We start from the raw sequence: 22,469 nt of genomic DNA, 5'->3' as shown, positions 1-22,469 counted from the left end.
TTCCGAAATCGGACTCTTGCGAGGTGTAGTGGGCATCGAGATCGAGGACAAATTTGACGTTCCTCCCGACTACGCGATTCCGGACCTGAGCCGTGTGGCCGAGGTCATGGGGCCGAAGAGCCATCAGCTGGTGGCTCTCTATTACGACACCGCCGACCTGCGGCTGGCCGCGCGAGGCGTCACGCTCAGGCGGCGACGAGGCGGCGACGACGCCGGCTGGCACCTGAAGCTGCCCAAAGCCAAGGGGGTACGGCAGGAGATCACCCGTCCCCTCACCCGCAGCGCCAAGGTCGTGCCCGCGGAACTGGCCGAGCTCGTCCGCGCCTACACCCGCGGCGCCCCGCTCGTGCCGGTCGCCGAGCTGGACACCCGCAGGAGCGTCACCGTCCTGCTCGACGGCGACGTCAAGCTCGTCGAGGTCGCCGACGACCGCGTCAAGGGCACGGTGTACGGGGATGAGCCCACGATCGTACGGTGGCGCGAGGTCGAGGCCGAGCTGCTCGCCCCCGATCGCCAGGGCGTTCTCGCCAAGGTCGGCAAGCGCCTCAGGAAGGCCGGCGCGACGCCCTCGGCGGCCACCAGCAAACTCGCCAAACTGCTCGAACCCGCCCCGCTCCCCAAAGCCCCCACCGAGCCGGACACGGCGGGCGAGGTCGTCGTCGCCTACCTGGCCGGGCAGGTCAACGCCCTCCTCGCGCAGGATCCGCGGGTCCGCAGGGCTGAGGACGACGCCGTGCACCAGATGCGCGTGGCCGCCCGCAGGATGCGCAGCGCGCTCAAGGCGTTCAAGAGCGTCATCGCGGACACCGCCCAGGTGCAGGACGAGCTGCGCTGGCTCGGCAACGTGCTCGGCGAGGCCCGCGACCTGGAGGTGATCAGGGCCAGGTTCGCCAAGGAGCTGGCGAGGCTGGAGCCCGAGCTGGTCCACGGCCCCATCCAGACCCGGCTCGGTACGGATCTGTACGAACGCGAGCAGGAGGCGTACGGCCGCATCAAGGAGGCGCTCAGCGGCGACCGCTACTACACCCTCCTCAACGCGCTCGATCAGCTCGTCTCCGCCCCGAAGCTGGAGAAGGCGGCGGCCAAGCCCGCCCAGAAGAAGCTCAGCGCCATCGCGGCGGCCGGCTGGAACCGGGTGACGAAGGCCTACGAAACCGCTCAGGCCATAGAAGACCCGGAACGTCGTGAAATAGCCATGCACGACGTGCGCAAGGCCGCCAAACGCGCTCGCTACACCGCCGAAGCGCTCCAACCCACTCTCGGCGCGAACATGGGCAAGCTGGCCAAACTCTCCGAGAACGTCCAGGAGATCCTGGGCACGCACCAGGACGGCGTGGTGGCGCAGGAGACGCTGGCGAAGGAAGCCGAGAGCGCCCGCCAGGCAGGCGAGGACACGTTTACGTACGGAGTGCTCATCGGCATCGAGCGCAGCGCGGCCGAGCGGGCGTACGCGGAGTTCCCCAGAGTCTGGGCAGAGACGGTCGGGGCGGTTATGAAGGTTCTATGAGGAACCTTCCCACCATCCCCTTCGAACGCGGCAACCTGCTGGAGGTGCCCGCCGCGTACCGCGACCTGCGGGCCGAAGCGGGCATCGCGAAGGTACGCACCCAGACGGGCGACGAGGTCTGGCTGGTCAGCGGCTACGAGGACGCGCGCAGTCTGTTCAACGACCCCCGGCTCGGGCGCTCGCATCCCGAGCCGGACAAGGCCGCCAGGCTGTCGGGATCGGCCATACTCGGCGGCCCCCAGGGCGACATCGCCACGGAGAAGGCCGAGCACGACCGCATGCGCAAGCTGTTCATGCCGTCCTTCTCGGCCCGCAGGATGAAGGCGCTCAGCGACCACGTCGGCTCGCTCGTGGACGAGCGGCTCGACCACCTGGCCAAGCTGACGCCGCCGGTCGACCTGCACGCCGAGCTCTCCTTCCCGCTGCCCGTGCTGGTCATCTGCCAGCTTCTCGGGGTGCCGTACGAGGACAGGGAGTACTTCGGGGGCGTGTCGTTCCGCCTGGGCGACATGCTGGACCTGGAGAAGGGCCAGGCTGCGCGCGATGAGCTGAGCGCGTACATGGCCGGGCTCATCGAGCGCAAGCGGCGCGAGCCGGCCGAGGACGTGCTGTCCGACCTGGCGAACGAGCTGGACGACGACGGGAAGATCGCCGAGCTCGCCGGCGGGCTGCTGTTCGCCGGCCACGAGACCACGGTCAACCGCATCGACTTCGGCGTGCTGCTCCTGCTCGCCAACCCCGGCCAGCGCGACCTGCTCATCGCCGACCCGGGGCTGGCGCCCGGCGCGGTCGAGGAGATCCTGCGGATGGCCACGCCGAGCCTGCACGGCCTGCCCAGGTACGCCCACGAGGACATCGAGATCGGCGGCCACACGATCCGCCGGGGCGAGGCCGTGGTGCTCACCCCGGGTGCGGCCAACCGGGATGAGCGGATCTATCCGGATCCGGATGTGTTCGATATCCGCCGTCCGTCGGCCGACCCGCATCTGAGCTTCGGGTACGGCCCGCGCTTCTGCATCGGCGCCAGCCTGGCCAGGGTCGAGCTGGTGGCGGTGTTCGGCAGGCTGTTCCAGCGCTTTCCCACCCTGCGGACGGCCGTACCCGTCGAGGAGCTGCCACGCAGCGAGGGGAGGATCGCCGACGGCTTCGCGAAGCTGGAGGTCACCTGGTGAGCGGCGCTGGCGGTCAGGCCGCGTAGCGCTCGACGCTGACGACGTGCCCGCCCGCCCGCTGCAGCACGGCGAACGCGCCCTTGCGCAGGTGCAGGTCCTTTCCGCTCAACGTCCTGATCAGGTCGGGGAGCACCTTGCGGTGGCTGCACACGGCCGCGGGCACGGCGATCTCCCTGACCATGGCGGGGGTCTTCTGCGGGTCCTGCCCCTCCTCGCTGAGGAGGGGCTCCAGCTTGAGTTCGGCCCCGTACGGCTCCAGGGTCTGGACACATCGGGCACTGGGGGAGCTGATCAGCAGCTCGGGCCGGTAGGCGGGCAGCGCGGTGGCCAGGTGCGCCGCCTGCGACCGGCCGTCGGTGTCGAGCGGGCGCAGCTCGTCGTCGCCCTGCCACGCGTTCCTGGAGCCGGCCGAGCCGTGCCGTACGAGGACGAGGGGCACGGTCTCGAGCGGCGCGGCCTTCAGCGCGCGCAGCAGCCCCACATCCCATTCGTACGTCAGCAGCCGCCTGGCCTCCTCTAACGGCAGCCAGCGCAGTTCGTCCACCTCGTCATCGGGGGAGAACCCGTCGTCGGCGGCCACCCGCGCCGTCCAGTAGTCGACCCGCTTGAGCCGCCCGGAGCTGAGGTAGTGGACCGGTGGCAGCGCGCGGCCGAGCAGCACGGTCAGCCCGGTCTCCTCCCGCACCTCGCGCAGGGCGGCGGCGATCACGTGCTCGCCGGACTTCAGCTTGCCCTTGGGGAAGGTCCAGTCGTCGTAGTTGGGACGGTGGATGACGGCGACCTCGGGGCGGCTCTCCTCGCCCCTCCAGACCACGGCTCCGGCGGCGCGGAGCAGGTCAGTCATCAACGGTCCTCCAGCGGCGCGTGCTGATGAGATGGCTCTGCGGGTCCTCGCCCGGGTGGCGGGCCCACGTGCCGTCGGAGTGCAGCACCCACGCGTTCGTGGTCTCGGCCATGGCCAGGTCCATCAGCTCGATGAGGTAGGCCTTGTGCTGCGGCGAGGTCACCTTGACCAGGGCCTCGACGCGGCGGTCGAGGTTCCTGCGCATGAGGTCGGCGCTGCCGATCCAGATCTCGGGCCGGCGGCCCAGGCCGAACTCGTACACCCGGGAGTGCTCAAGGAAGCGCCCCAAGACCGACCTTACGCGGATATTTTCGGACAAATCTGGAATGCCTGGGCGGAGGCTGCAGATGCCCCGCACCCACAGGTCCACCTGGACGCCCGCCCTGGACGCCCGGTACAGGGCGTCGATGATCGGCTCGTCCACCAGGGAGTTCGTCTTGATCCTGATCCGTGCCGGGCGCCCCGCCTCCTGGTGGGCGATCTCCCGCTCGATCCTGGCCAGCAGCCCGCTGCGCATCGAGTGGGGCGCGACCAGCAGCCGCCGGTAGGCGGAGTGGTTGGAGTAGCCGGTCAGGTGGATGAACAGGTCCGTCACGTCCTCGCCGACCAGCGGGTCGGCCGTGAGCAGGCCGAAGTCCTCGTACTGCCGGGCGGTCTTGGGGTTGTAGTTGCCGGTGCCGATGTGGCAGTAGCGGCGCAGCTCGCCCGAGGCCTCCTGGCGGACCACGAGCGCGAGCTTGCAGTGGGTCTTCAGCCCGACCACGCCGTAGACGACGTGGCAGCCGGCCCGCTCCAGCTTGCGGGCCCAGGAGATGTTGGCGTGCTCGTCGAAGCGGGCCTTGATCTCCACGACCACGACGACCTGCTTGCCCGCCTCGGCCGCGTCGATCAGCGCGTCCACGATGGGGGACTCGCCGCTGGTGCGGTAGAGGGTCTGCTTGATCGCCAGGACCCTGGGGTCGGCCGCGGCCACCTCGATGAAGCGCTGCACGCTGGTGGCGAACGAGTCGTACGGGTGGTGCAGCAGCACGTCGCGCTCGCGCAGGATCGAGAAGAGGTCGTCCTCGGCGCTGATCACCTCGGCGGGCACGAACGGCCGGTAGCTCAGCTCGCCCCGGTCCAGGTCGGCGATGGCGTGCAGGCCCGACAGGTCGAGCGGCCCCTGCAGCCGGTAGATCTCGTGCGGCGCCAGCTCCAGCTCCTCGATCAGCGGCGCCAGCACCTCCGGGGTGATCGTGTCCTCGACCTCGAGCCGCACGGGCGGGCCGAAGCGACGCCTGAGCAGCTCCTTCTCCAGGGCCTGCATGAGGTTCTCGGTGACGTCCTCGTCGACGTCGAGGTCCTCGTTCCTGGTGACGCGGAAGACGTGGTGCTGGAGGATCTCCATGCCCTTGAAGAGCTGCCCCAGGTGGGCCGCGATGACATCCTCAAGAGGGACGAACCGGTCCTTCGAGGCCTGCACGAACCGCGGCAACTGCGACGGCACCTTGACCCTCGCGAAGACCGTGTGATCGGTCGCCGGATTCCGCACCAGGACCGCGAGGTTCAGGCTGAGCCCGGAGATGTAGGGGAAGGGGTGCGCGGGGTCCACGGCCAGCGGCGTCAGCACGGGCCTGATCCGCTCCCTGAACAGCTTGCGCAGCTCCGTACGCTCCTCGCGGCCCAGCTCGTCCCACCGGACGATCTCGATGCCCTCGGCGGCCAGCTGAGGGGAGATGTGGTGGTGGAAGGCCGCGGCGTGCCGGATGGCCAGATCGTCCGCGATCGTGGCGATCCTGGCCAGCTCCTCGCGCGGCTTCAGCCCGCTCTTGGTACGCAGCAGCAGGCCCGTGGCCATGCGCCGTTTCAGGCCCGCGACCCGTACGCGGAAGAACTCGTCGAGGTTGCTGGCGAAGATCGCCAGGAAGCGCACCCGCTCCAGGAGGGGGGTCGATGGATCTTCGGCCAGATCGAGCACGCGCTCGTTGAACTGGAGCCAGCTCTCTTCGCGATTGAGAAACCGCTCCTGAGGCAGGGGCAGGTCGTTGGCGGGTTGGAACGGTTCCGCGGACATATGGCCTATATTGCCCCGTTTGGTTGAACAGAACGTTAACGCGGTCGCAACGGCTTATCCCGGAAAGTCAACCACGCTCTACCCAATCGTCACTCAAGACATCCCCCCTGTTCAAGCCCACCGCCGGACAGTCTTCCCACATCCGCCCCTCCCGCCGACGCCTTCCGGACCGGGGTCCTGAGGGCGGATTACTCCTGGTGGTCCGCCTGTTCGAGGCGGGCGGTGCGTTCGGCGAGGCGGGCCTCGCGCTGGCGGATCTTGTCTTCGCGCTCCCGCGCCTTCTCCGCCTCCTTCAGCACCCGCTCGCGCTCCTTCTCGGCCTCCTTGAGCAGCCGCTCCCGCTCCTTGAGGTCCCGGACCCGCGCCTTCTCCGCCTCCTTGAACTCCCGCACCCGCGCCTTCTCGGCCTCCCTGAGCTCCTTGTCCCGCGCCTTCTCCAGCTCGCGCAGCTCCTTCTCGCTCGTGCGCGGCTTGGCGGGGACGGAGGCCGGGGCGGGGACGGAGACGGGCTGGTCGCGGGTCGCGGCGGTGATCGCCGGGTCGGGGTTGAGCCCGGTCAGGCCGTTCCAGGCCAGGTTGACGAGGTGGGCGGCCACCTCCTCGCGGCCCGGCTTGCGTACGTCGAGCCACCACTGCCCGGTCAGCGCGACCATGCCGACCAGCATCTGGGCGTACATCGGCGCGAGCTTGGGGTCGTAGCCCCGGGCCGCGAACTCGTCGGCGAGCACGTCCTCGACCTGGCTGGCGATCTCGCTGATCAGGCTCGCGAACGTGCCGGTGCCCGAGGCGGCGTGGGAGTCGCGCACCAGGATGCGGAAGCCCTCGCTGCTCTCCTCGATGTACTGGAGCAGCGCCAGCGCGGCCCGCTCCAGTTTGATCAGTGAATGGGACGCGGCCAGCGCCTCGGTGATCATGATGAGGAGCTTCTGCATCTCGCGGTCCACGACGACCGCGTAGACGCCTTCCTTGCCGCCGAAATGCTCGTAGACCACGGGCTTCGACACCTGCGCGGTAGCGGCGATCTCCTCGATAGAGGTCCCGTCGAACCCCTTCTCCGCGAAGAGGGTGCGGCTGATGCTGATCAGCTGCTCTCTGCGCTCGCTACCGGACATGCGCCTGCGAGATCGGGGTTCGGTCACGGTCTCCATAATGACGGCCACGGGTGCGCGGCCGCTCACCGGCTGATCTACGTCAGGCAATGCGCTTCGCCGCCAGGCGTTCGGGGGTGGGCCAGCGGACGTCGTACACCCAGCCCAGCTTCTCGAAGATCCGGATGGACCCGGCGCTCAGGTCGATCTGGCCCTTGAGCGCCCCGTGCCGGGCGCAGGTCGGGTCCGAGTGGTGCAGGTTGTGCCAGGACTCGCCGAAGGACGGGATGGCCAGCCACCAGACGTTGCGCGACTTGTCGCGCACCTGGAACTCCTCCTCGCCGAAGACATGGCAGATGGAGTTGATCGACCAGGTCACGTGGTGCAGCAGGCCGATGCGGATGAGCGAGCCCCAGAACAGCGCGGTCAGCGCGCCCTGCCAGGACCAGGTGACGAGCCCGCCGATCACGCCGGGGAGCACGATGGAGGTGATGGCGATCGTGCCGAACCACTTGTGCAGCTTCATGACGTCGGGGTCCTTGACCAGGTCGGGAGCGTACTTCTCGCGGTTGGTCCGCTCGCTCTCGAACAGCCAGCCCATGTGGGCGTACAGGAGGCCCTTGGACAGGGACTTGAAGCCGGGGCCGAACCGCCACGGCGAGTGCGGGTCGCCCTCCTTGTCGGAGAACTTGTGGTGCTTGCGGTGCGTGGCCACCCAGTCGAGTACGGACATCTCCAGCGACAGGCTGCCCGCGATGCCCAGCGCGATCTTCAGCGGCCGCTTGGCCTTGAACGAGCCGTGGGTGAAGTAGCGGTGCAGCCCCACGGTCACGCCGAGCCCGGAGACCACGTAGAAGACGAAGGAGATGACGATGTCCGACCAGCCGAGACCCCATCCCCACGCGAACGGCACCGCGGCCGCGAGCGCGATCAGCGGCAGCCCGACGACGAGCGTGAAGGTGACCAGTTCTGCCTTGGATCGGGGCTCGGGTTCGAATTCGGGCTTCGGCGTCGGGGAAGAACGCTCGGCGACAACGGTCATGGACGACCTCCAACGGCATGTATGAGGATGTATGTCCGGGCTACGCCACCGTAACCTACGCTAGCGTAAGTAAGGAAGCCCTAAGCCGTTAATGGGGGGAACGTGACGCTCTGCAGAACAAGGTGGGTGGGGTTCGCGCCTTGCGCCTTTTAGGGCGGTCTGTTATACGGTCGGCGTGCCGCGTACCTGCCGTTACCTGGGACTTCGCGCCCGAGCCGGGTGTGGGACGCAATTACGGGCGCGCGCCGGGGTTCGGGATCGGTATCGTAGGGATGTGTCGGACGCCACGTGTCCGATCTGTCCCGGATCGTCTAATCGGCAGGACAAGTGGTTTTGGTCCACTTTGTAGGGGTTCGAGTCCTCTTCCGGGAGCTGTGACCTGCTCCCCCGGCGAGAATGTTCGGGGTGCGTCCAGGTATCCTCACGGTGTCGGGAGGGTAGCGGTGCGGTAGACGTACCAAATGCCCTGATCCGTCCAGTCACAGGGAGCCTCAGTCCGTGAGTGTGCCGCGCCCGGCAGCCGTCATCGTCCTCGCCGCGGGCGAGGGTACCCGGATGAAGAGCCAGACCCCCAAGGTCCTGCATGAGCTATGTGGCCGTTCGCTGGTCAACCACATGCTCGCAGCCGCCCGCGACCTCGATCCGCAGCAGCTGATCGTCGTCATCGGCCACGCGCTGGAGCAGGTCGGCGGCCACCTGGCCGCCACCAGCCCCGACGCGCGCGCCGTCGTCCAGCATGAGCAGCGTGGCACCGGCCACGCGGTCCGCACCGTGCTCGAAGAAGTCGGTGTGATCTCCGGCACCGTGCTGGTCACGTACGGGGACGTGCCGCTCATGCGCCCGCGAACCCTCGCCGAGCTGCTCGAACGGCACGAGGCCGAAGGCAACGCGGTCACCGTGCTGACGGCCAACGTGCCCGATCCGACCGGCTACGGGCGGATCATCCGCGACGAGAGCGGCGCCGTGCTGGAGATCGTCGAGGAGAAGGACGCCAGCCCGGAGCAGCGCGCGATCAAGGAGATGAACTCCGGGATCTACGCCTTCGACGGCTCGCTGCTCGCCGACGCCGTCAAGCGCGTGTCCACCGACAACGCCCAGGGTGAGGAGTACCTCACCGACGTCCTGGCCATCCTGCGCGGCGACGGCCATCGGGTCGGCGCCTGCGTCGCGGGCGACTTCGTCGAGGTCGAGGGCGTCAACGACCGCGTGCAGCTCGCCGCCGCCCGCAAGGTGCTCAACCTGCGCCTGCTCGAAGACCACATGCGCGCCGGGGTGACGATCATCGACCCCGGCAGCACCTGGATCGACGTCGGCGTGCGGATCGCGCCCGACACGGTCATCCACCCCGGCACCCAGCTCCACGGCGACACCGTGATCGAGACCGGCGCCGAGGTCGGCCCCGCCACCACGCTGACCGACACCCGCGTCGGCGAAGGCGCCATCGTCCGCAACGCCGTCTGCGACAGCGCCGACATCGGCCCCGAGGTCAGCGTCGGCCCCTACGCCTATCTCCGCCCCGGCACGGTGCTCGGCCGCAAGTCCAAGGCCGGCACGTTCGTCGAGATGAAGAACACCAAGGTCGGCGAGCGCTCCAAGGTGCCGCACCTGTCCTACGCGGGGGACGCCACGATCGGCGACGACGTCAACATCGGCGCCTCCACCGTCTTCGTCAACTACGACGGGGTCAACAAGCACCAGACGACCATTCGCGACGGGGTGTTCGTCGGCTGCGACACCATGCTCGTCGCCCCGGTGACGGTCAATGACGGCGCCTACACGGCGGCGGGCTCGGTGATCGTCGACGACGTGCCTCCCGGCGCCATCGGCGTGGCGCGTGCGCGGCAGCGCAACATCGAGAAATGGGTCTTGCGCAGGCGCGCGGGCACGAAGTCGGCCGCGGCCGCCCAGCGGGCGCTGGCCGAGCAAGAGCAGCAGGAGAGTGGCAAATGACCGAGCTTGTCGAGGTCATCAGTAAGCACAGCAGCACGGTCATGGGACCGACGAAGGAGGTCTCATGAGCAGTATCAAGCAGCCGGGCGAGAAGAATCTCATGCTCTTCTCGGGCCGGGCCTACCCTGAGCTCGCCGACGAGGTGGCTCATCACGTCGGCGTCTCCCTCACCCCCACCAAGCTGATCGACTTCGCCAACGGCGAGATCTACGCGCGCTATCTGGAGTCCGTACGCGGCTGCGACGCCTTCGTCATCCAGAGCCACACCGCGCCCATCAACAAGTGGATCATGGAACAGCTGATCATGGTCGACGCGCTGAAGCGGGCCTCCGCCAAGCGCATCACCGTGGTCATGCCGTTCTTCGGCTATGCCCGCCAGGACAAGAAGGGCCGGGGCCGCGAGCCCATCACGGCCCGGCTGATGGCCGACATGTTCAAGACCGCGGGCGCCGACCGGCTCATGTCGATCGACCTGCACACCTCCCAGATCCAGGGCTTCTTCGACGGCCCGGTCGACCACCTGTTCGCGATGCCGGTGCTGGAGAGCTACCTCAAGAACAAGCTCGACCTGGAGAACACCACCGTCGTCTCGCCCGACACCGGCCGCGTCCGGCTGTCGGAGCGCTGGGCCGACACGCTCGGCACGCCGCTGGCGTTCATCCACAAGCGCCGTGACCTCGACGTGGCCAACCAGGTGAAGGTCAGCGAGGTCGTCGGACGGGTCCGCGGCCGCACCTGCGTGCTGATCGACGACATGATCGACACCGCGGGCACCATCTGCAAGGCCGCCGACGCCCTCTACGAGCAGGGCGCCACCAACGTGATCACCGCCGCCACCCACGCGGTCTTCTCCGACCCGGCCGTCGACCGGCTGAAGAACTCCCGGATCTCCGAGGTCATCGTCACCAACACGCTGCCGCTGGCGGAGGCCAACAGGTTCGACAAGCTGACGGTGCTGTCGATCGCGCCGCTCATCGGCCGCGCGATCACCGAGGTCTTCCAGGACGGCTCGGTCACGAGCTTGTTCGAGGGCGATACGTAAGCTGTGATGGATCCGCAGCGAAGCGAGGACATCCATCACAGCCTTCCGAGCGGAGCTCGGCAGACAGCGCTGTAGACTGGCCCGGTTGCGCTCGTAACGCCTTCCGCTAGGGCGGGTGAGGGAGAGCGCCGACACCCACCAGACTCCAAGCATCCCTAGGAGATGTCATGTCCGAAGTACGTATCGCCGCCGAGCCGCGCAGCGAGTTCGGCAAGGGCGCCGCTCGCAAGATCCGCCGCGCCGACAAGGTGCCCGCCGTTCTTTACGGTCACGGCATCGACCCCAAGCACCTGACCCTGCCCGGCCACGAGGTGCTCCTCGCGCTCCGCACGCCCAACGTGCTGATCCGCCTCCAGGGTGAGGGCGTCGACGAGCTGGCCCTGCCCAAGGGCGTGCAGCGCGACCCGATCAAGGGCTTCGTCGAGCACGTCGACCTGCTGCTGGTCAAGCGCGGCGAGAAGGTCACGGTCGAGATCCCGGTCACCACGGTCGGCGACGTCCACACCGACGGCCTGCTCGACCAGCAGCTCGTTTCCATCGCAGTCGAGGCCGAGGCCACCCACATCCCGACCGGCGTCGAGGTCGACGTCGAGGGCCTGGAGATCGGCACCGCCATCACGGCCGCGCAGCTCTCGCTGCCGAAGGGCGCCACACTGGCCGCCGACCCCGAGGCCGTCGTGCTCCAGGTGAGCGCCAAGCCGGTCGAGGCTCCGGAGGAGGGCGAGGAGGCCGCCGAGGCCGCCGCTGAGGGCGAGACCGCCGAGGCCGCCGCCGAGTAACGGTCCGATTCGTGAACGGGGCGGCCGGACTCGAGCCGCCCCGTTCCGCTGTAAGGGGTGCAGATGGATCGCTGGCTGATCGCCGGCCTGGGCAATCCCGGGCCCGAATACGCGGGCAACAGGCACAACGCGGGCTTCATGGTGCTCGACGAGCTCGCGGCCAGGGCCGGCGGGCGGTTCAAGGCGCACAAGAGCAGGGCTGAGGTGTGCGAGACCAGCACCGCGATCCTGGCCAAGCCCATCACCTACATGAACCTCTCCGGCGGGCCCGTCAAGGCGCTCTCCGACTTCTACAAGATCGGCCCGGAGCGGCTGATCGTCGTCCACGACGAGCTCGACGTGCCGTACGGCGCGCTCAGGGCCAAGCTCGGCGGCGGCGACAACGGCCACAACGGCCTCAAGTCGATCACCAAGGTCCTCGGCACCCGAGACTACCTGCGGGTCCGCTTCGGCATCGGGCGCCCGCCCGGGCGCATGGACGCGGCCTCCTTCGTGCTGCGGGACTTCGCCACCATGGAGCGCAAGGACCTGCCCTTCCTCGTGGACCGGGCGGCCGACGTCGTGGAGTCGCTGATGTCCCGCGGCCTCGAAGTCACCCAGAACGACTTCCACCGGTCTGATCTGCATATTTCGGGCCCTCCACGCTGATCGCCACATAGGTCCGTTCGCCGGTCCCCTGCCTCTCCCGCAGCTACCATCTGTGACTGTCCGTTCAGGAATGGTCACCTGGAGGCATGCGTGCGGGGTGAGGGCTTCATGGCCGTCGTCGGACCGGGCCATGTGGCCTCCTGGCGAGTCAGCCCACGCACGCCTACCTGGGTCCGCTCCTACCGCTTCCGCGCGGTGCTGGGCGACCTCTGCGGGGCCTGGGTGGGGTCCGGGCTCGCCTTCTACGTTCGCTTCGGCGAGCTCACGCCGTACGTGCTGCCGTACCTGCTGGTCAGCCTGGCCCTGCCGGTGGTGTGGGCGTTCGCGGTGGCGCTCAACCGCGCGTACGAGCCGCGCATGCTCGGCGTCGGCTCCGAGGAGTTCCGCCGGGTCGTGCAGTCGGGTGTCGCGCTGACGGCGGCCACCGCCATCGGCTCCTACCTGACCAAGACCGACGTCGCCCGGGGCTACGTCGTGCTCGCGCTGCCGCTGGTGACGTTGCTCACGCTGCTCCTCAGGTACGCCCTGCGCCGCTCCCTGCACCGGCGCAGGGCGGCGGGGGAGTGCATGCGCAAGGTGGTCGCCGTCGGGCACGAGACGTCCGTCGAGGAGCTGGTGCGGCTGTTCCGGAAGGAGCGCTACCACGGCATGGACGTCGTGGCCGCCTGCCTGCCGGGGGGTGTGCCGGGCGACTTCGTGGGCGAGGTGCCGGTCGCCGGCGACCTCAGCGACGTGCCGATCGTGGTCGACCAGTTCCGCGCCGACACCGTGGCTGTGCTGGCCTGTCCCGAGATGGACGGGCAGGCGCTGCGGCGGCTGGCCTGGCGGCTGGAGCGCACCCACACCGATCTGGTGGTCGCCCCGGCGCTGATGGACGTGGCGGGCCCGCGCACCATGATCAGACCGGCCGCCGGGCTGCCGCTCCTGCACGTGGAGCACCCCGAGCTGGGCGGGGCCAGGAAACTGGTCAAGAACATCTTCGACCGGCTGGTCGCCACCGCGCTGCTGGTGCTGCTCGCGCCGCTGCTGGTGGGACTGGCGGTGGCCGTACGCGTGACGAGTCCGGGGCCCGCGCTGTTCAGGCAGACCAGGGTCGGCAGGGACGGGCGGCTGTTCACAATCCTGAAGTTCCGCACCATGCGGCGCGGCTCCGAGCAGCAGAAGATCACCTTGGTCAGCGACCGCGACGGCGTGCTCTTCAAGATCAGGAACGATCCCCGGGTCACACCGCTGGGCACGCGAATGCGCCGCACCTCGCTGGACGAGCTGCCACAGCTCATCAACGTCGTACGCGGCCACATGTCGCTCGTCGGCCCCCGGCCCCCGCTGCCGGAGGAGGTGGCGCGCTACGGCGACGACGTGCGCAGACGGCTCCTCGTACGCCCCGGGATGACGGGCCTGTGGCAGGTCAGTGGTAGATCTGACCTATCGTGGGAGGAATCCGTCCGCCTCGATCTGCGTTACGTGGAGAACTGGTCCCTCACGCTCGACCTCCAGATCCTGTGGAAGACTTGGTCGGCCGTCGCCCGCGGGCAAGGAGCTTATTGATGACGATTCGCGACGACCACGCACTCGCCGCTGATCTGGCCACCGAGGCGGGCGAGCGGCTGCTGCGCATTCGCGAGCGCACCGGGTTCGGCGACTCCTCCGCCCTGCGCGCGGAGGGCGACCGGGCCTCTCACGTCTTCCTCATGGAGTCGCTGGCCAGGCTCCGTCCCAGTGACAGTGTCCTGTCGGAGGAGGCCACCCGCGAGGAGCGGCTCGACCCGCGCCGGCTCAGCGCGTCCCGGGTGTGGATCGTGGACCCGCTCGACGGCACGCGCGAGTTCGCCGAAGAGGGCAGGTCCGACTGGGCCGTGCACGTGGCGCTGTGGGAGGGCGGCAGGCTGACCGCGGGCGCCGTGGCGCTGCCCGCCCAGGGCCGCACGCTGGCCACCGCGGAGCCTCCCGGGCCGCGCTCCTTCGACGGGGGGCGGTTCCGCATCGCGGTGAGCCGCACGCGCCCGCCGGAGTTCGTGCAGAAGCTGGCCTACCTCCTCGGAGCCGACCTGGTCCCCATCGGGTCCGCCGGGGCGAAGATCTCGGCGGTGCTCACCGGCGAGGTCGAGGCGTACGTACACGCCGGGGGCCAGTACGAGTGGGATTCCGCCGCGCCGGTCGCCGTCGCCCAGGCCGCCGGGGCCCACGCGAGCCGGATCGACGGCTCCGAGCTGACCTACAACCAAGCCGACCCGTCACTACCGGATATCCTGGTTTCCCTACCTGAGCTAGCGACATCGCTGCTCAGCGGGATTCGGGACCTGCACCGCTAAAACCGCCGGAGGAAGCTCCCATGCTCCAGCGCGACTACACGACGTCGCAGCTCGACGTGCTCGAAGCCGAAGCCATTCACATCATGCGCGAGGTTGCGGCCGAGTTCGAGCGTCCCTGTCTGCTCTTCTCCGGAGGCAAGGACTCGATCGTCATGCTCCGCATCGCGGAGAAGGCGTTCTGGCCCGCGGCCATCCCGTTCCCGCTCATGCACGTCGACACGGGCCACAACTTCGACGAGGTCATCGACTTCCGCGACCGCCGCTCCACCGAGCTCGGCGCGCGGCTGATCGTGGCCAGCGTGCAGGACTCCATCGACGCCGGACGCGTGGTCGAGGAGACCGGGCGGCGCGCCTCGCGCAACCGCCTGCAGACCACCACGCTGCTCGACGGGATCGAGGAGCACGAGTTCGACGCGGTCTTCGGCGGCGCGCGCCGCGACGAGGAGAAGGCCCGCGCCAAGGAGCGGGTCTTCTCCTTCCGCGACGACTTCGGCCAGTGGGACCCGAAGAACCAGCGCCCCGAGCTGTGGAACCTCTACAACTCGCGCATCCGCAAGGGCGAGCACATCCGCGTCTTCCCGCTGTCCAACTGGACCGAGCTCGACGTCTGGGACTACATCAGGCGCGAGGGCATCGAGATCCCCTCCATCTACTTCGCCCACACCCGCAAGGTGTTCGAGCGCGACGGCATGCTGCTGCCCGACTCCGAGGTCGTGCAGCGGGGTGACGACGAGCCGCTGTTCGAGGCCGTGGTGCGCTACCGCACCGTGGGCGACATGACGTGCACGGGCGCCGTGCAGTCCACGGCCGCCACGGTCGAGGAGATCATCGAGGAGATCGCGGCCACCCGGATCACCGAGCGCGGGGCCACCAGGGCCGACGACCGCGCGTCGGAGGCCGCGATGGAGGACAGGAAGAGGGAAGGCTACTTCTAATGGACATTCTTCGCTTTGCCACAGCGGGAAGTGTCGATGACGGTAAGTCCACCCTCATCGGACGGTTGCTCTTCGACTCCAAGGCGATCTTCGAGGACCAGCTGGAGGCGGTCGAGCGCACCTCGCGCGACCGGGGCACCGAATACACCGATCTGTCGCTGCTGACCGACGGCCTGCGGGCCGAGCGGGAGCAGGGCATCACGATCGACGTGGCGTACCGCTACTTCGCGACGCCCCGGCGGAAGTTCATCATCGCCGACACGCCCGGCCACATCCAGTACACCCGGAACATGGTCACCGGCGCCTCCACGGCCGACCTGGCGATCATCCTCATCGACGCCCGCAAGGGCGTGCTGGAGCAGTCGCGGCGGCACGCGTTCCTGACCACGCTGCTGCGGGTGCCCCACCTGGTGCTGGCCGTCAACAAGATGGACCTGGTGGGCTACTCGCAGGAGCGGTTCGACGAGATCAAGGAGGAGTTCACGGCGTTCGCGTCCAAGCTGAACGTCGCCGACCTCACCTTCATCCCGATCTCCGCGCTCAACGGCGACAACGTGGTCTCGCGCTCCGAGAACATGCCGTGGTACCTCGGCACGTCGCTGCTGCACCACCTGGAGAACGTCCACATCGCCTCCGACCGCAACCTGGTCGACGTGCGTTTCCCGGTCCAGTACGTGATCCGCCCGCAGCGGGCCACCGAGCAGGCCTTCCATGACTACCGCGGCTACGCGGGCCAGGTCGCGGGCGGCGTGCTGAAGCCCGGCGACGAGGTGGTGCACCTGCCCTCGGGCCTCACGACCCGCATCGCCTCGATCGACACCTTCGACGGGCCGGTGGAGGAGGCGTTCCCGCCCATGTCGGTGACGCTGCGCTTCGAGGACGACCTCGACATCTCGCGCGGCGACATGATCGCCCGGCCCAACAACCAGCCGCAGGTGGCGCAGGAGCTGGAGGCGATGATCTGCTGGATGGCCGACGGGCTCAAGCTGACGCCGCGCTCCAAGCTGACGATCAAGCACACCACCCGTACGGCCCGTGCCATGGTGCGCGACCTGCACTACCGGCTCGACGTCAACACCCTGCACCGCGACGAGGAGGCGGCCTCCCTCGGCCTCAACGAGATCGGGCGGGTGTCGCTGCGGATCACCCAGCCGCTGTTCGTGGATGACTACGCGCGTAACAGGCTCACCGGCGGCTTCATCCTCGTGGACGAGTCCACGAACGGCACCGTCGGCGCCGGCATGGTCATCGACGCCCGTTAGGTAGATCTTTCCGGGTTCCCCGACCCTCGGTTACTCTCCGCGATAGGGTCTTCGCGTTCCGTGTTCACGACGTGAAGGCCCTTTTTCGTGACCGACCGCGAAAGCACCACCCGGGTCATCTACCTGGGCGGCCTCGGGCGCAGTGGCACCACACTGCTCGAGCGGCTCCTGGGCGAGCTGCCGGGAGTGGTCGCGCTCGGTGAGGTCGTGCACCTCTGGGAGCGGAGCGTGCTCGCGGGGGAGCTGTGCGGGTGCGGCGTGGCCTTTCCCGACTGCCCCTTCTGGCGGCAGGTGGGGGAGCGGGCGTTCGGCGGATGGAGCCCGGCGCTGGCCGGGAAGGTCCTGACGCTGCGGAGCCGGGTCGACCGCACGCGCAGGATCGCGCGGATCGCGCATCCCGACCTGGCCGAGTACGTGCAGGCCTACCGGCTCCTCTACGAGGCCGCGGGCGCGCCGGTCGTGATCGACTCCAGCAAGCACGCGTCGCTGGCCTGCTGCCTGGTGGCCGCCGGGGTGGACGTACGGATCGTCCACGTGGTCAGGGACCCGCGCGCCGTCGCCCACTCCTGGGCCAGGACGGTGCGGCGCCCCGAGGACGGGCGGCCGATGACCCGGTGGCGGCCCGCCCACACGGCCGTCCACTGGACGGCCCAGAACGCCGCGCTGGAGCTCCTGCCGGGACGCGGGGCCCGCGTCACCAGGGTCCGCTACGAGGACCTCCTCGCCGCGCCCGGGCCCACGCTCAGCTCCCTGGCGCTCGGGCTCGGCCTGGCGGAGCCGGAGCTGCCGTTCCTGGACGGCCGCACGGCCTGGCTCGGCCCCTCTCACACCGCGTCCGGCAACCCGATGCGCTTCCACGTGGGGCGGATCGAGCTGCGCCGGGACGACGCGTGGGTGACGGGCCTGCAGGACGGCGACCGCCGGGTGGTCAACGCCCTCACATGGCCGCTCAGGGCCCGCTACGGCTATCGGGGGTTCGCATGACTCCCTCCGTAGGGGTGGTGATCCCCACCCGTGGCGACCGCCCGGCGCAGTTGCGCGAGGCGGTGGAGTCGGCGCTGGCCCAGGACTACCCCGGGCGCCTGTCCGTGGTCGTGGTCGCCGACGGCGCCGCCCCTGGGGACATCGAGGTGCCGCCCTCTGTCCCGGTCCTGCCGAACACGCTCACCCCGGGCCTCCCCGGCGCCCGCAACACCGGCATCGCGGCCTGCGACACCGACCTCGTCGCCTTCTGCGACGACGACGACGTGTGGCTGCCCGGCAAGCTCGCCGCCCAGACGCGGGCGCTCGCCGAGCGCGGCGGCGAGTTCGCGAGCTGCGGCATCGAGGTGGAGTACGGGCACCGCCGCGTGGCCCGCCTGGCCGGGTGCGACACGGTGACGGCGCACGACCTGGTCCGCTCGCGCATGGTGATGGTGCACTCGTCGACGTTCCTGTTCGAGCGCGGCGCGCTGCGGGTAGACGAGAGCGCGCCGGGCGGCCAGAACGAGGACTGGGACCTGGCCCTGCGCGCCGCCGGACGCCGGCCGATCACCCATGTGGACCGCCCGCTCGTCCGGGTGCGCTGGGGTGGGTCCCACTATGTCGCCCGATGGGCGGACCGCATTGCCGGGCTCGACTGGATGCTCGCCCGGCACCCCGAACTGGCCGTGGACCCGCGCGGCGCGGCACGGGTCTACGGCCAGCTGGCCTTCGGCCACGCGGCGCTCGGCCACCGCCGCGAGGCCGTCCGCTGGGCCGTGCGCGCCATGGGGGCCCGGGCCGGGGAGCCGCGCGCCCCGATCGCCCTGGCGGTGGCGGCCGGCCTCATCTCCGCGCCGGCGGTTCTTTCCGCACTTCACCGTAGGGGGCACGGCATTTGACTCGCACCGAGACCACCACCCCGCACGTCCCGCTCCAGCGCCTCCCCGAGGCCCCGCGCCAGGACGCGACCCCGTCTCCACCCACCCACCCCGACGGGCCGCCGCGCGCGCGGGCGGCGGCGTCCGTCCGCTGGTGGGATCGGGTGCGGGTGGGCGGGATCGGGGTGGACGCGCTCACCGAGGACGAGGTGGTCCGGTGGGTGGAGGCCGAGCTGGAGGCCGGCAGGGGCGGCCGGATCGTCACCCCGAACGTCGACATCTGCCGCGCCGCCGCCACCGACCCCGCACTCCGGGAGCTCGTGTGCACCGCCGAGCTGGTGGTGCCCGACGGGATGCCGCTGGTGTGGGCGGCCAGGCTGCTCGGCACCCCGGTGCCCGAGCGGGTCACGGGCGCGGACCTCATCTGGTCGCTCAGCAAGCTCGCCGCCCGCCGGGGCTGGCCCGTCTACCTGCTGGGCGGCCCTCCCGGCGTGGCGCGCAGGGCCGGCAAGGAGCTCACGAGCTGTCATCCCCGGCTGCAGGTGTGCGGGGTGCACGCGCCGCCGTACCACTTCGACACCACCCCCGAGGGGAGCGCGCGCGTCCGGAGGATGGTGGCCGCGGCCCGGCCGAGGGTGGTGTTCGTCGGGCTCGGGTTCCCCCGGCAGGACCGGCTCATCGCCGACCTGAGGGAGGAGCTGCCGGAGGCGTGGTTCGTGGGGTGCGGGGCGGCGATCGCGTTCGCCGCCGGCACGGTCTCCAGGGCGCCGGAATGGATGCGCAGGGCCGGGCTGGAGTGGGCGTACCGGATGGGCTGCGAGCCGGGGCGGCTGGCGCGCCGCTATCTGGTCGACGACCTGCCGTTCGCGGTACGGCTGCTGGGAGGCAGCCTGGTCACCCGCCTCATGAGGTGAGGGCGCGGACCCGGGCCGCGTCCCGCGGGCTGAGCCCCCGGGCGGCGTCGTCGAGCGCGCGGCGGGAGTCCATGGGGCGGTAGGCCGTGCGGGACAGGCCCGACCAGGCGAACCCCGTGCCCGTCCCGGACGGGCCCGTGCAGGCCCGCGTGATGCGGCGTTCGGCCGCGGGCGTCCATGGCAGGCCGGCGTAGGCGTACAGGCCGCGGAAGCCGGTCAGCGGGTCGGCGGCCAGCGACTCGTACGAGGTGACGCGGACGCCGGGCGTGCGGTCCAGGATCGCGCGGGTCGCCCGCCACAGCGCGGCCGCCTTGGCGAGGCGGTCCTGGGAGCCGACGAGCGCGCGCAGCTCCAGCAGCTCGGGGTGGTCGCGGACCAGGAGCGGCTGTTCGAGCAGCTCGTGGAAGTAGACCGTCCAGCCGAGCCGCTGCCAGCTCGCCACGAACGACACCGGATCCCGCACCAGCGCGATCACCCGGCAGCCCAGGGAGGCGGCGAACCAGCCCGCGCTCAGCACCGCGAACGGGTCGTCCAGCAGCGCCCGGCGGCCCGTCAGGCGGCCGACGGCGAAGGCGGTGCCGTAGCGGAGCAGGCGGGCCAGGTCGTACGGGGAGCGGTTCGCGCGCAGCTCGGAGAGCCAGCGGTAGCGCAGGGCCACCGTGTCGCGGAAGGCGGGCAGCCAGTCGGCGGCGTTGTCGTCGCAGATGTACTGGAATCGGTGGGTCACGGTGGCCCTGAGCACCCCCGGGCAGCGGCCGGGCGGGTGCTGCGGGTTGAGCGGCTCGTTGACGTAGACCAGGTCGCCGCCGGCGGCGAGCATCTTGCCGGTCCAGCTCGTACCACTCCTCGGCAACCCCGTCACCAGGACCGTCATATGCCCCTCCGTGTCCATGGCCTCCACTCCGTGGAGGCGGCTCGGTCGCTCAAGTCCGTTGCCTTCCCTCGTCGCTCTGGTCGCTGCGCTCCCGACGCTCCTCAGCCCAGGCAACGGCGCTCCCTCGCAGCGCAGGCAGGGTGTGGCGGCCGAAGGGGTGGAGGCCGTAGCGGCGGTGCAGTTGCCACAGCGGGAGGAGGTTCTTGACGAGCACGCCGCCCGACCAGCCGATGACCGCCCCGAACGCGCCGTGGACGGGGATCAGGGCCACGTCCAGCGCCACCGTGCAGGTGATCGCCGCCACCAGGTTGAGCAGGCTCGTGCCCGTGTGCCCGGCGGCCGTCAGCACGACGTCGACCATCCCGCAGGCCGTCGCCACCATCATCGTGCCCGCCAGCACGAGCGCCACCGGGACCGCGGACCCGTACGTTGGGCCGAAGAGCCGCAGCAGCCACGGCGCCAGCGCCGCGTACGCCAGCCACACCGGCCACGTCAGCAGCACCAGCCAGATCGTGGCGGTCTGGTACAGCTCACCGGCCCGCGCCCGCTCGCCGTCCGCGAGCGCGCTCACCAGCCGAGCCTGTACGGCCTGCGCCAGCCCCTGGCTCGCGAGCTGCCCGACCACCTTGAACCGGGTGGCGGCCGTGTAGACGGCGGCCTGCGCGGGCCCGCCGAGCAGCGCGACGACCACGATGTCCAGCCGCTGGAACACCGCCTGGATCGCCCCCGCGACCGACCGGGGAGCCGTGTGCCGCCACAGGTCGCGGGTCGTCCCCGGCAGGTACGGGCTCCGCGGCACCCGCCCCCGCAGCTCCGCCCAGGCGATGACCGCCACCAGCGCGTACGGCGCCCCCCACGCCACCGGCAGCCACGAGACCGCCCCCGCCAGCGCGGCGCAGGTGACCAGCGCGAGCTGCGAGAAAGGCACCAGCAGCCCGTCCACGAGCACGGTGGGCCGCATGGCCCCGAACCCCCGCGTGGCGGCCAGCAGCACGTCCCCCACCACCATGACGGGCAGGATCGCGGCGAGAGGCCCCAGCCGCGGGTAGAGCACGACCCCCGCGACGCAGGAGGCCACCACACAGGGCACGAGCGCCGCCCGGATATATCCGGATATGCCGAGATAGTCGTACGTCTTCGCCCGCGCGATGAAGAACACGAGCCCGTTCCCCGCGTCCAGCTTGGCGATCCCCGCCGCCATGAGGGCCATCGCGGTGACCGTGAAGAACGCCCCGGCGTCGGCCGGACTGAACGCCCTGGTCACGACCATCACGAGCACGAACTGCGCGACCGCCCCGCAGCCCGCTCCCAGCACCCCCGCGATCCCGCCACGCCGCAGCCGCCGGTCCGCGACCGCGGTCACCGCCGCCACGAAGGCTCCCCGCCCAGCCACCGCACCAGCCGGGCGTCGTACGGCTCGAAGTGGTCGCGCAGCTCCCGCGCCAGCACCCGCGGCACCGGCCGTGGCAGGGGGCGGCCGTTGTGCCGCTCGAACAGCGGATAACCGAGATGCGGCACGCCCAGGAACGCCAGCACCCGGTCGTACGCGGTCTCCGGTTCGGCGAAGAACCGATGGCTGTCGAGCACCAGGATCCGTTCGCGGCCGACCAGGGCCTCCAGCCGGTCGAGCTGGTCGGCGTAGCGCCCGCGGGCCACGTAGGCGTGGTGGCGGTGGGAGTGGTGCAGGGAGAAGGGCGACTCGCGCAGCGCCTCCTCGGCCCCCGCCAGCCGCTCGGGCTCCAGCTCGATCGCGTGCTCGAGCAGCGACTCCGTCTCGTAGCCCCTGGCCAGCTCGTGGGCGTGGGCCGAGCAGGCGCGTTCGACCGGATCGCGTACCAGCACGATCAGCCGCACCTCGGGCAGGTCGGCCGCGATCCGCTCACCGGCCAGCGGATGGAACAGGTAATAGGGGGACGACTCGAACGCCAGCGCCCGCGAGCCGTACCGGTGCTCGACCAGCCCGGCGCTCATCCGCAGCGGGAAGTGCGCCTGATACCAGTGCTGTCCCCGCGCGTAGCCGACGTCGAAATAGTGCACCCCCTTGTGCAGCACCGGCTTGAGCAGCAGCGGATGCTGGGCCAGCGCCCGGTACAGCGAGGTGGTGCCGCACCGCTGCGCCCCCGCGATCAGGAACGACGGCAGCACCCGCACCCCCGACGTGATCCTCCCCGTGGCGCGTGACAGCGACAGCACCGACCGTTTCATG

General features: G+C 70.3%; 20 protein-coding genes and 1 tRNA gene. 14 read left to right on the top strand and 7 right to left on the bottom strand.

Going from position 1 to position 22,469, the window contains the following annotated elements:
* Positions 1-28 precede the first annotated feature (28 nt).
* Positions 29-1,507: a CYTH and CHAD domain-containing protein gene (locus ABZX61_RS23285; protein ID WP_355197456.1), complete on the top strand. Its 1,479-nt coding sequence runs from the start codon at positions 29-31 to the stop codon at positions 1,505-1,507.
* Positions 1,504-2,679: a cytochrome P450 gene (locus ABZX61_RS23280; protein WP_355197454.1), complete on the top strand. Its 1,176-nt coding sequence runs from the start codon at positions 1,504-1,506 to the stop codon at positions 2,677-2,679. The genes ABZX61_RS23285 and ABZX61_RS23280 overlap by 4 nt, the downstream gene beginning before the upstream one ends.
* Positions 2,680-2,692: 13 nt before the next feature.
* On the opposite strand, the gene ABZX61_RS23275 is transcribed toward ABZX61_RS23280, so the two are convergent.
* The 4 genes from ABZX61_RS23275 to ABZX61_RS23260 all read right to left on the bottom strand — a co-directional run bounded on the left by ABZX61_RS23275 (position 2,693) and on the right by ABZX61_RS23260 (position 7,706).
* Positions 2,693-3,523, bottom strand: coding sequence for an NUDIX hydrolase (locus ABZX61_RS23275; protein WP_355197452.1), 831 nt, complete (start codon positions 3,521-3,523; stop codon positions 2,693-2,695).
* Positions 3,516-5,576 (bottom strand): RNA degradosome polyphosphate kinase, encoded by a 2,061-nt coding sequence (locus ABZX61_RS23270; RefSeq protein WP_355197450.1) that lies wholly within the window; start codon positions 5,574-5,576, stop codon positions 3,516-3,518. The genes ABZX61_RS23275 and ABZX61_RS23270 overlap by 8 nt, the downstream gene beginning before the upstream one ends.
* A 188-nt stretch (positions 5,577-5,764) precedes the next feature.
* Positions 5,765-6,724, bottom strand: a complete 960-nt coding sequence (locus tag ABZX61_RS23265) for a TetR family transcriptional regulator (RefSeq protein ID WP_355197448.1) — start codon at positions 6,722-6,724, stop codon at positions 5,765-5,767.
* 43 nt (positions 6,725-6,767) lie between these two features.
* A complete protein-coding gene (locus ABZX61_RS23260; RefSeq protein ID WP_355197446.1) occupies positions 6,768-7,706 on the bottom strand; it encodes a fatty acid desaturase in 939 nt (312 codons plus the stop codon).
* A 300-nt stretch (positions 7,707-8,006) separates the two neighbouring features.
* On the opposite strand from ABZX61_RS23260, the gene ABZX61_RS23255 reads away from it, so the two are divergent.
* From ABZX61_RS23255 to ABZX61_RS23200, 12 genes are all read left to right on the top strand, one after another.
* Positions 8,007-8,078, top strand: a tRNA-Gln gene (locus ABZX61_RS23255).
* Positions 8,079-8,204: 126 nt separating this feature from the next.
* The gene (glmU, locus tag ABZX61_RS23250) at positions 8,205-9,656 is read left to right on the top strand and encodes a bifunctional UDP-N-acetylglucosamine diphosphorylase/glucosamine-1-phosphate N-acetyltransferase GlmU (protein WP_355197444.1); all 1,452 of its coding nucleotides are present in this window, start codon (positions 8,205-8,207) and stop codon (positions 9,654-9,656) included.
* Between the two features lie 64 nt (positions 9,657-9,720).
* Positions 9,721-10,698, top strand: coding sequence for a ribose-phosphate diphosphokinase (locus ABZX61_RS23245; protein ID WP_350725830.1), 978 nt, complete (start codon positions 9,721-9,723; stop codon positions 10,696-10,698).
* Between the two features lie 167 nt (positions 10,699-10,865).
* Entirely contained in the window at positions 10,866-11,477 is a 612-nt protein-coding gene (locus ABZX61_RS23240; RefSeq protein ID WP_355197442.1) for a 50S ribosomal protein L25/general stress protein Ctc, read from the top strand.
* A gap of 63 nt (positions 11,478-11,540) precedes the next feature.
* Positions 11,541-12,125 carry an aminoacyl-tRNA hydrolase gene (gene pth / locus ABZX61_RS23235; RefSeq protein ID WP_355197440.1) on the top strand — a complete coding sequence of 195 codons (585 nt, stop codon included), beginning with the start codon at positions 11,541-11,543 and terminating at the stop codon, positions 12,123-12,125.
* Between the two features lie 108 nt (positions 12,126-12,233).
* Complete coding sequence (locus tag ABZX61_RS23230; protein WP_355197438.1) at positions 12,234-13,673, top strand: sugar transferase; 1,440 nt, start codon at positions 12,234-12,236, stop codon at positions 13,671-13,673.
* Positions 13,673-14,437 carry a 3'(2'),5'-bisphosphate nucleotidase CysQ gene (locus ABZX61_RS23225; RefSeq protein WP_355197436.1) on the top strand — a complete coding sequence of 255 codons (765 nt, stop codon included), beginning with the start codon at positions 13,673-13,675 and terminating at the stop codon, positions 14,435-14,437. The genes ABZX61_RS23230 and ABZX61_RS23225 overlap by 1 nt, the downstream gene beginning before the upstream one ends.
* A 20-nt stretch (positions 14,438-14,457) precedes the next feature.
* Complete coding sequence (cysD, locus tag ABZX61_RS23220; RefSeq protein ID WP_350725820.1) at positions 14,458-15,372, top strand: sulfate adenylyltransferase subunit CysD; 915 nt, start codon at positions 14,458-14,460, stop codon at positions 15,370-15,372.
* Entirely contained in the window at positions 15,372-16,634 is a 1,263-nt protein-coding gene (gene cysN / locus ABZX61_RS23215) for a sulfate adenylyltransferase subunit CysN (protein ID WP_355197434.1), read from the top strand. Before cysD ends, cysN begins: the two co-directional genes overlap by 1 nt.
* Positions 16,635-16,721: 87 nt before the next feature.
* Entirely contained in the window at positions 16,722-17,618 is an 897-nt protein-coding gene (locus ABZX61_RS23210) for a sulfotransferase (RefSeq protein ID WP_355197432.1), read from the top strand.
* Complete coding sequence (locus ABZX61_RS23205) at positions 17,615-18,496, top strand: glycosyltransferase (RefSeq protein ID WP_355197430.1); 882 nt, start codon at positions 17,615-17,617, stop codon at positions 18,494-18,496. The genes ABZX61_RS23210 and ABZX61_RS23205 overlap by 4 nt, the downstream gene beginning before the upstream one ends.
* Complete coding sequence (locus tag ABZX61_RS23200) at positions 18,493-19,389, top strand: WecB/TagA/CpsF family glycosyltransferase (protein WP_355197428.1); 897 nt, start codon at positions 18,493-18,495, stop codon at positions 19,387-19,389. Before ABZX61_RS23205 ends, ABZX61_RS23200 begins: the two co-directional genes overlap by 4 nt.
* Here the strand turns inward: ABZX61_RS23200 and ABZX61_RS23195 are convergent.
* From ABZX61_RS23195 to ABZX61_RS23185, 3 genes are read right to left on the bottom strand one after another with little or no spacing between them, the layout of a single operon-like run.
* Positions 19,379-20,263, bottom strand: a complete 885-nt coding sequence (locus ABZX61_RS23195; protein WP_355197426.1) for a sulfotransferase — start codon at positions 20,261-20,263, stop codon at positions 19,379-19,381. The two genes, ABZX61_RS23200 and ABZX61_RS23195, sit on opposite strands and share 11 nt — an antisense overlap.
* A gap of 49 nt (positions 20,264-20,312) precedes the next feature.
* A complete protein-coding gene (locus ABZX61_RS23190) occupies positions 20,313-21,635 on the bottom strand; it encodes a polysaccharide biosynthesis C-terminal domain-containing protein (RefSeq protein WP_355197424.1) in 1,323 nt (440 codons plus the stop codon).
* Positions 21,623-22,468, bottom strand: a complete 846-nt coding sequence (locus ABZX61_RS23185) for a sulfotransferase domain-containing protein (protein WP_355197837.1) — start codon at positions 22,466-22,468, stop codon at positions 21,623-21,625. The genes ABZX61_RS23190 and ABZX61_RS23185 overlap by 13 nt, the downstream gene beginning before the upstream one ends.
* Between the last annotated feature and the right edge of the window lies 1 nt (position 22,469).

Source organism: Nonomuraea sp. NPDC003709, from assembly GCF_040610775.1.
In the GTDB taxonomy this organism is placed as follows: Bacteria; Actinomycetota; Actinomycetes; order Streptosporangiales; family Streptosporangiaceae; genus Nonomuraea; species Nonomuraea angiospora_A.
Note: the sequence above shows the minus strand (reverse complement) of the source record. Positions and strands in the feature narration are given on the sequence as shown.

Bases quoted from the DNA above. Each gene is read 5' to 3' on its own strand.
- ABZX61_RS23185 (WP_355197837.1), bottom strand. From the start codon at position 22,468: ATGAAACGGTCGGTGCTGTCGCTGTCACGCGCCACGGGGAGGATCACG.
- pth (WP_355197440.1), top strand. From the start codon at position 11,541: ATGGATCGCTGGCTGATCGCCGGCCTGGGCAATCCCGGGCCCGAATAC.
- ABZX61_RS23230 (WP_355197438.1), top strand. From the start codon at position 12,234: ATGGCCGTCGTCGGACCGGGCCATGTGGCCTCCTGGCGAGTCAGCCCA.
- cysN (WP_355197434.1), top strand. From the start codon at position 15,372: ATGGACATTCTTCGCTTTGCCACAGCGGGAAGTGTCGATGACGGTAAG.
- ABZX61_RS23195 (WP_355197426.1), bottom strand. From the start codon at position 20,263: ATGACGGTCCTGGTGACGGGGTTGCCGAGGAGTGGTACGAGCTGGACC.
- ABZX61_RS23280 (WP_355197454.1), top strand. From the start codon at position 1,504: ATGAGGAACCTTCCCACCATCCCCTTCGAACGCGGCAACCTGCTGGAG.
- ABZX61_RS23270 (WP_355197450.1), bottom strand. From the start codon at position 5,576: ATGTCCGCGGAACCGTTCCAACCCGCCAACGACCTGCCCCTGCCTCAG.
- cysD (WP_350725820.1), top strand. From the start codon at position 14,458: ATGCTCCAGCGCGACTACACGACGTCGCAGCTCGACGTGCTCGAAGCC.
- ABZX61_RS23240 (WP_355197442.1), top strand. From the start codon at position 10,866: ATGTCCGAAGTACGTATCGCCGCCGAGCCGCGCAGCGAGTTCGGCAAG.
- ABZX61_RS23275 (WP_355197452.1), bottom strand. From the start codon at position 3,523: ATGACTGACCTGCTCCGCGCCGCCGGAGCCGTGGTCTGGAGGGGCGAG.
- ABZX61_RS23225 (WP_355197436.1), top strand. From the start codon at position 13,673: ATGACGATTCGCGACGACCACGCACTCGCCGCTGATCTGGCCACCGAG.
- ABZX61_RS23260 (WP_355197446.1), bottom strand. From the start codon at position 7,706: ATGACCGTTGTCGCCGAGCGTTCTTCCCCGACGCCGAAGCCCGAATTC.
- ABZX61_RS23205 (WP_355197430.1), top strand. From the start codon at position 17,615: ATGACTCCCTCCGTAGGGGTGGTGATCCCCACCCGTGGCGACCGCCCG.
- ABZX61_RS23245 (WP_350725830.1), top strand. From the start codon at position 9,721: ATGAGCAGTATCAAGCAGCCGGGCGAGAAGAATCTCATGCTCTTCTCG.
- ABZX61_RS23265 (WP_355197448.1), bottom strand. From the start codon at position 6,724: ATGGAGACCGTGACCGAACCCCGATCTCGCAGGCGCATGTCCGGTAGC.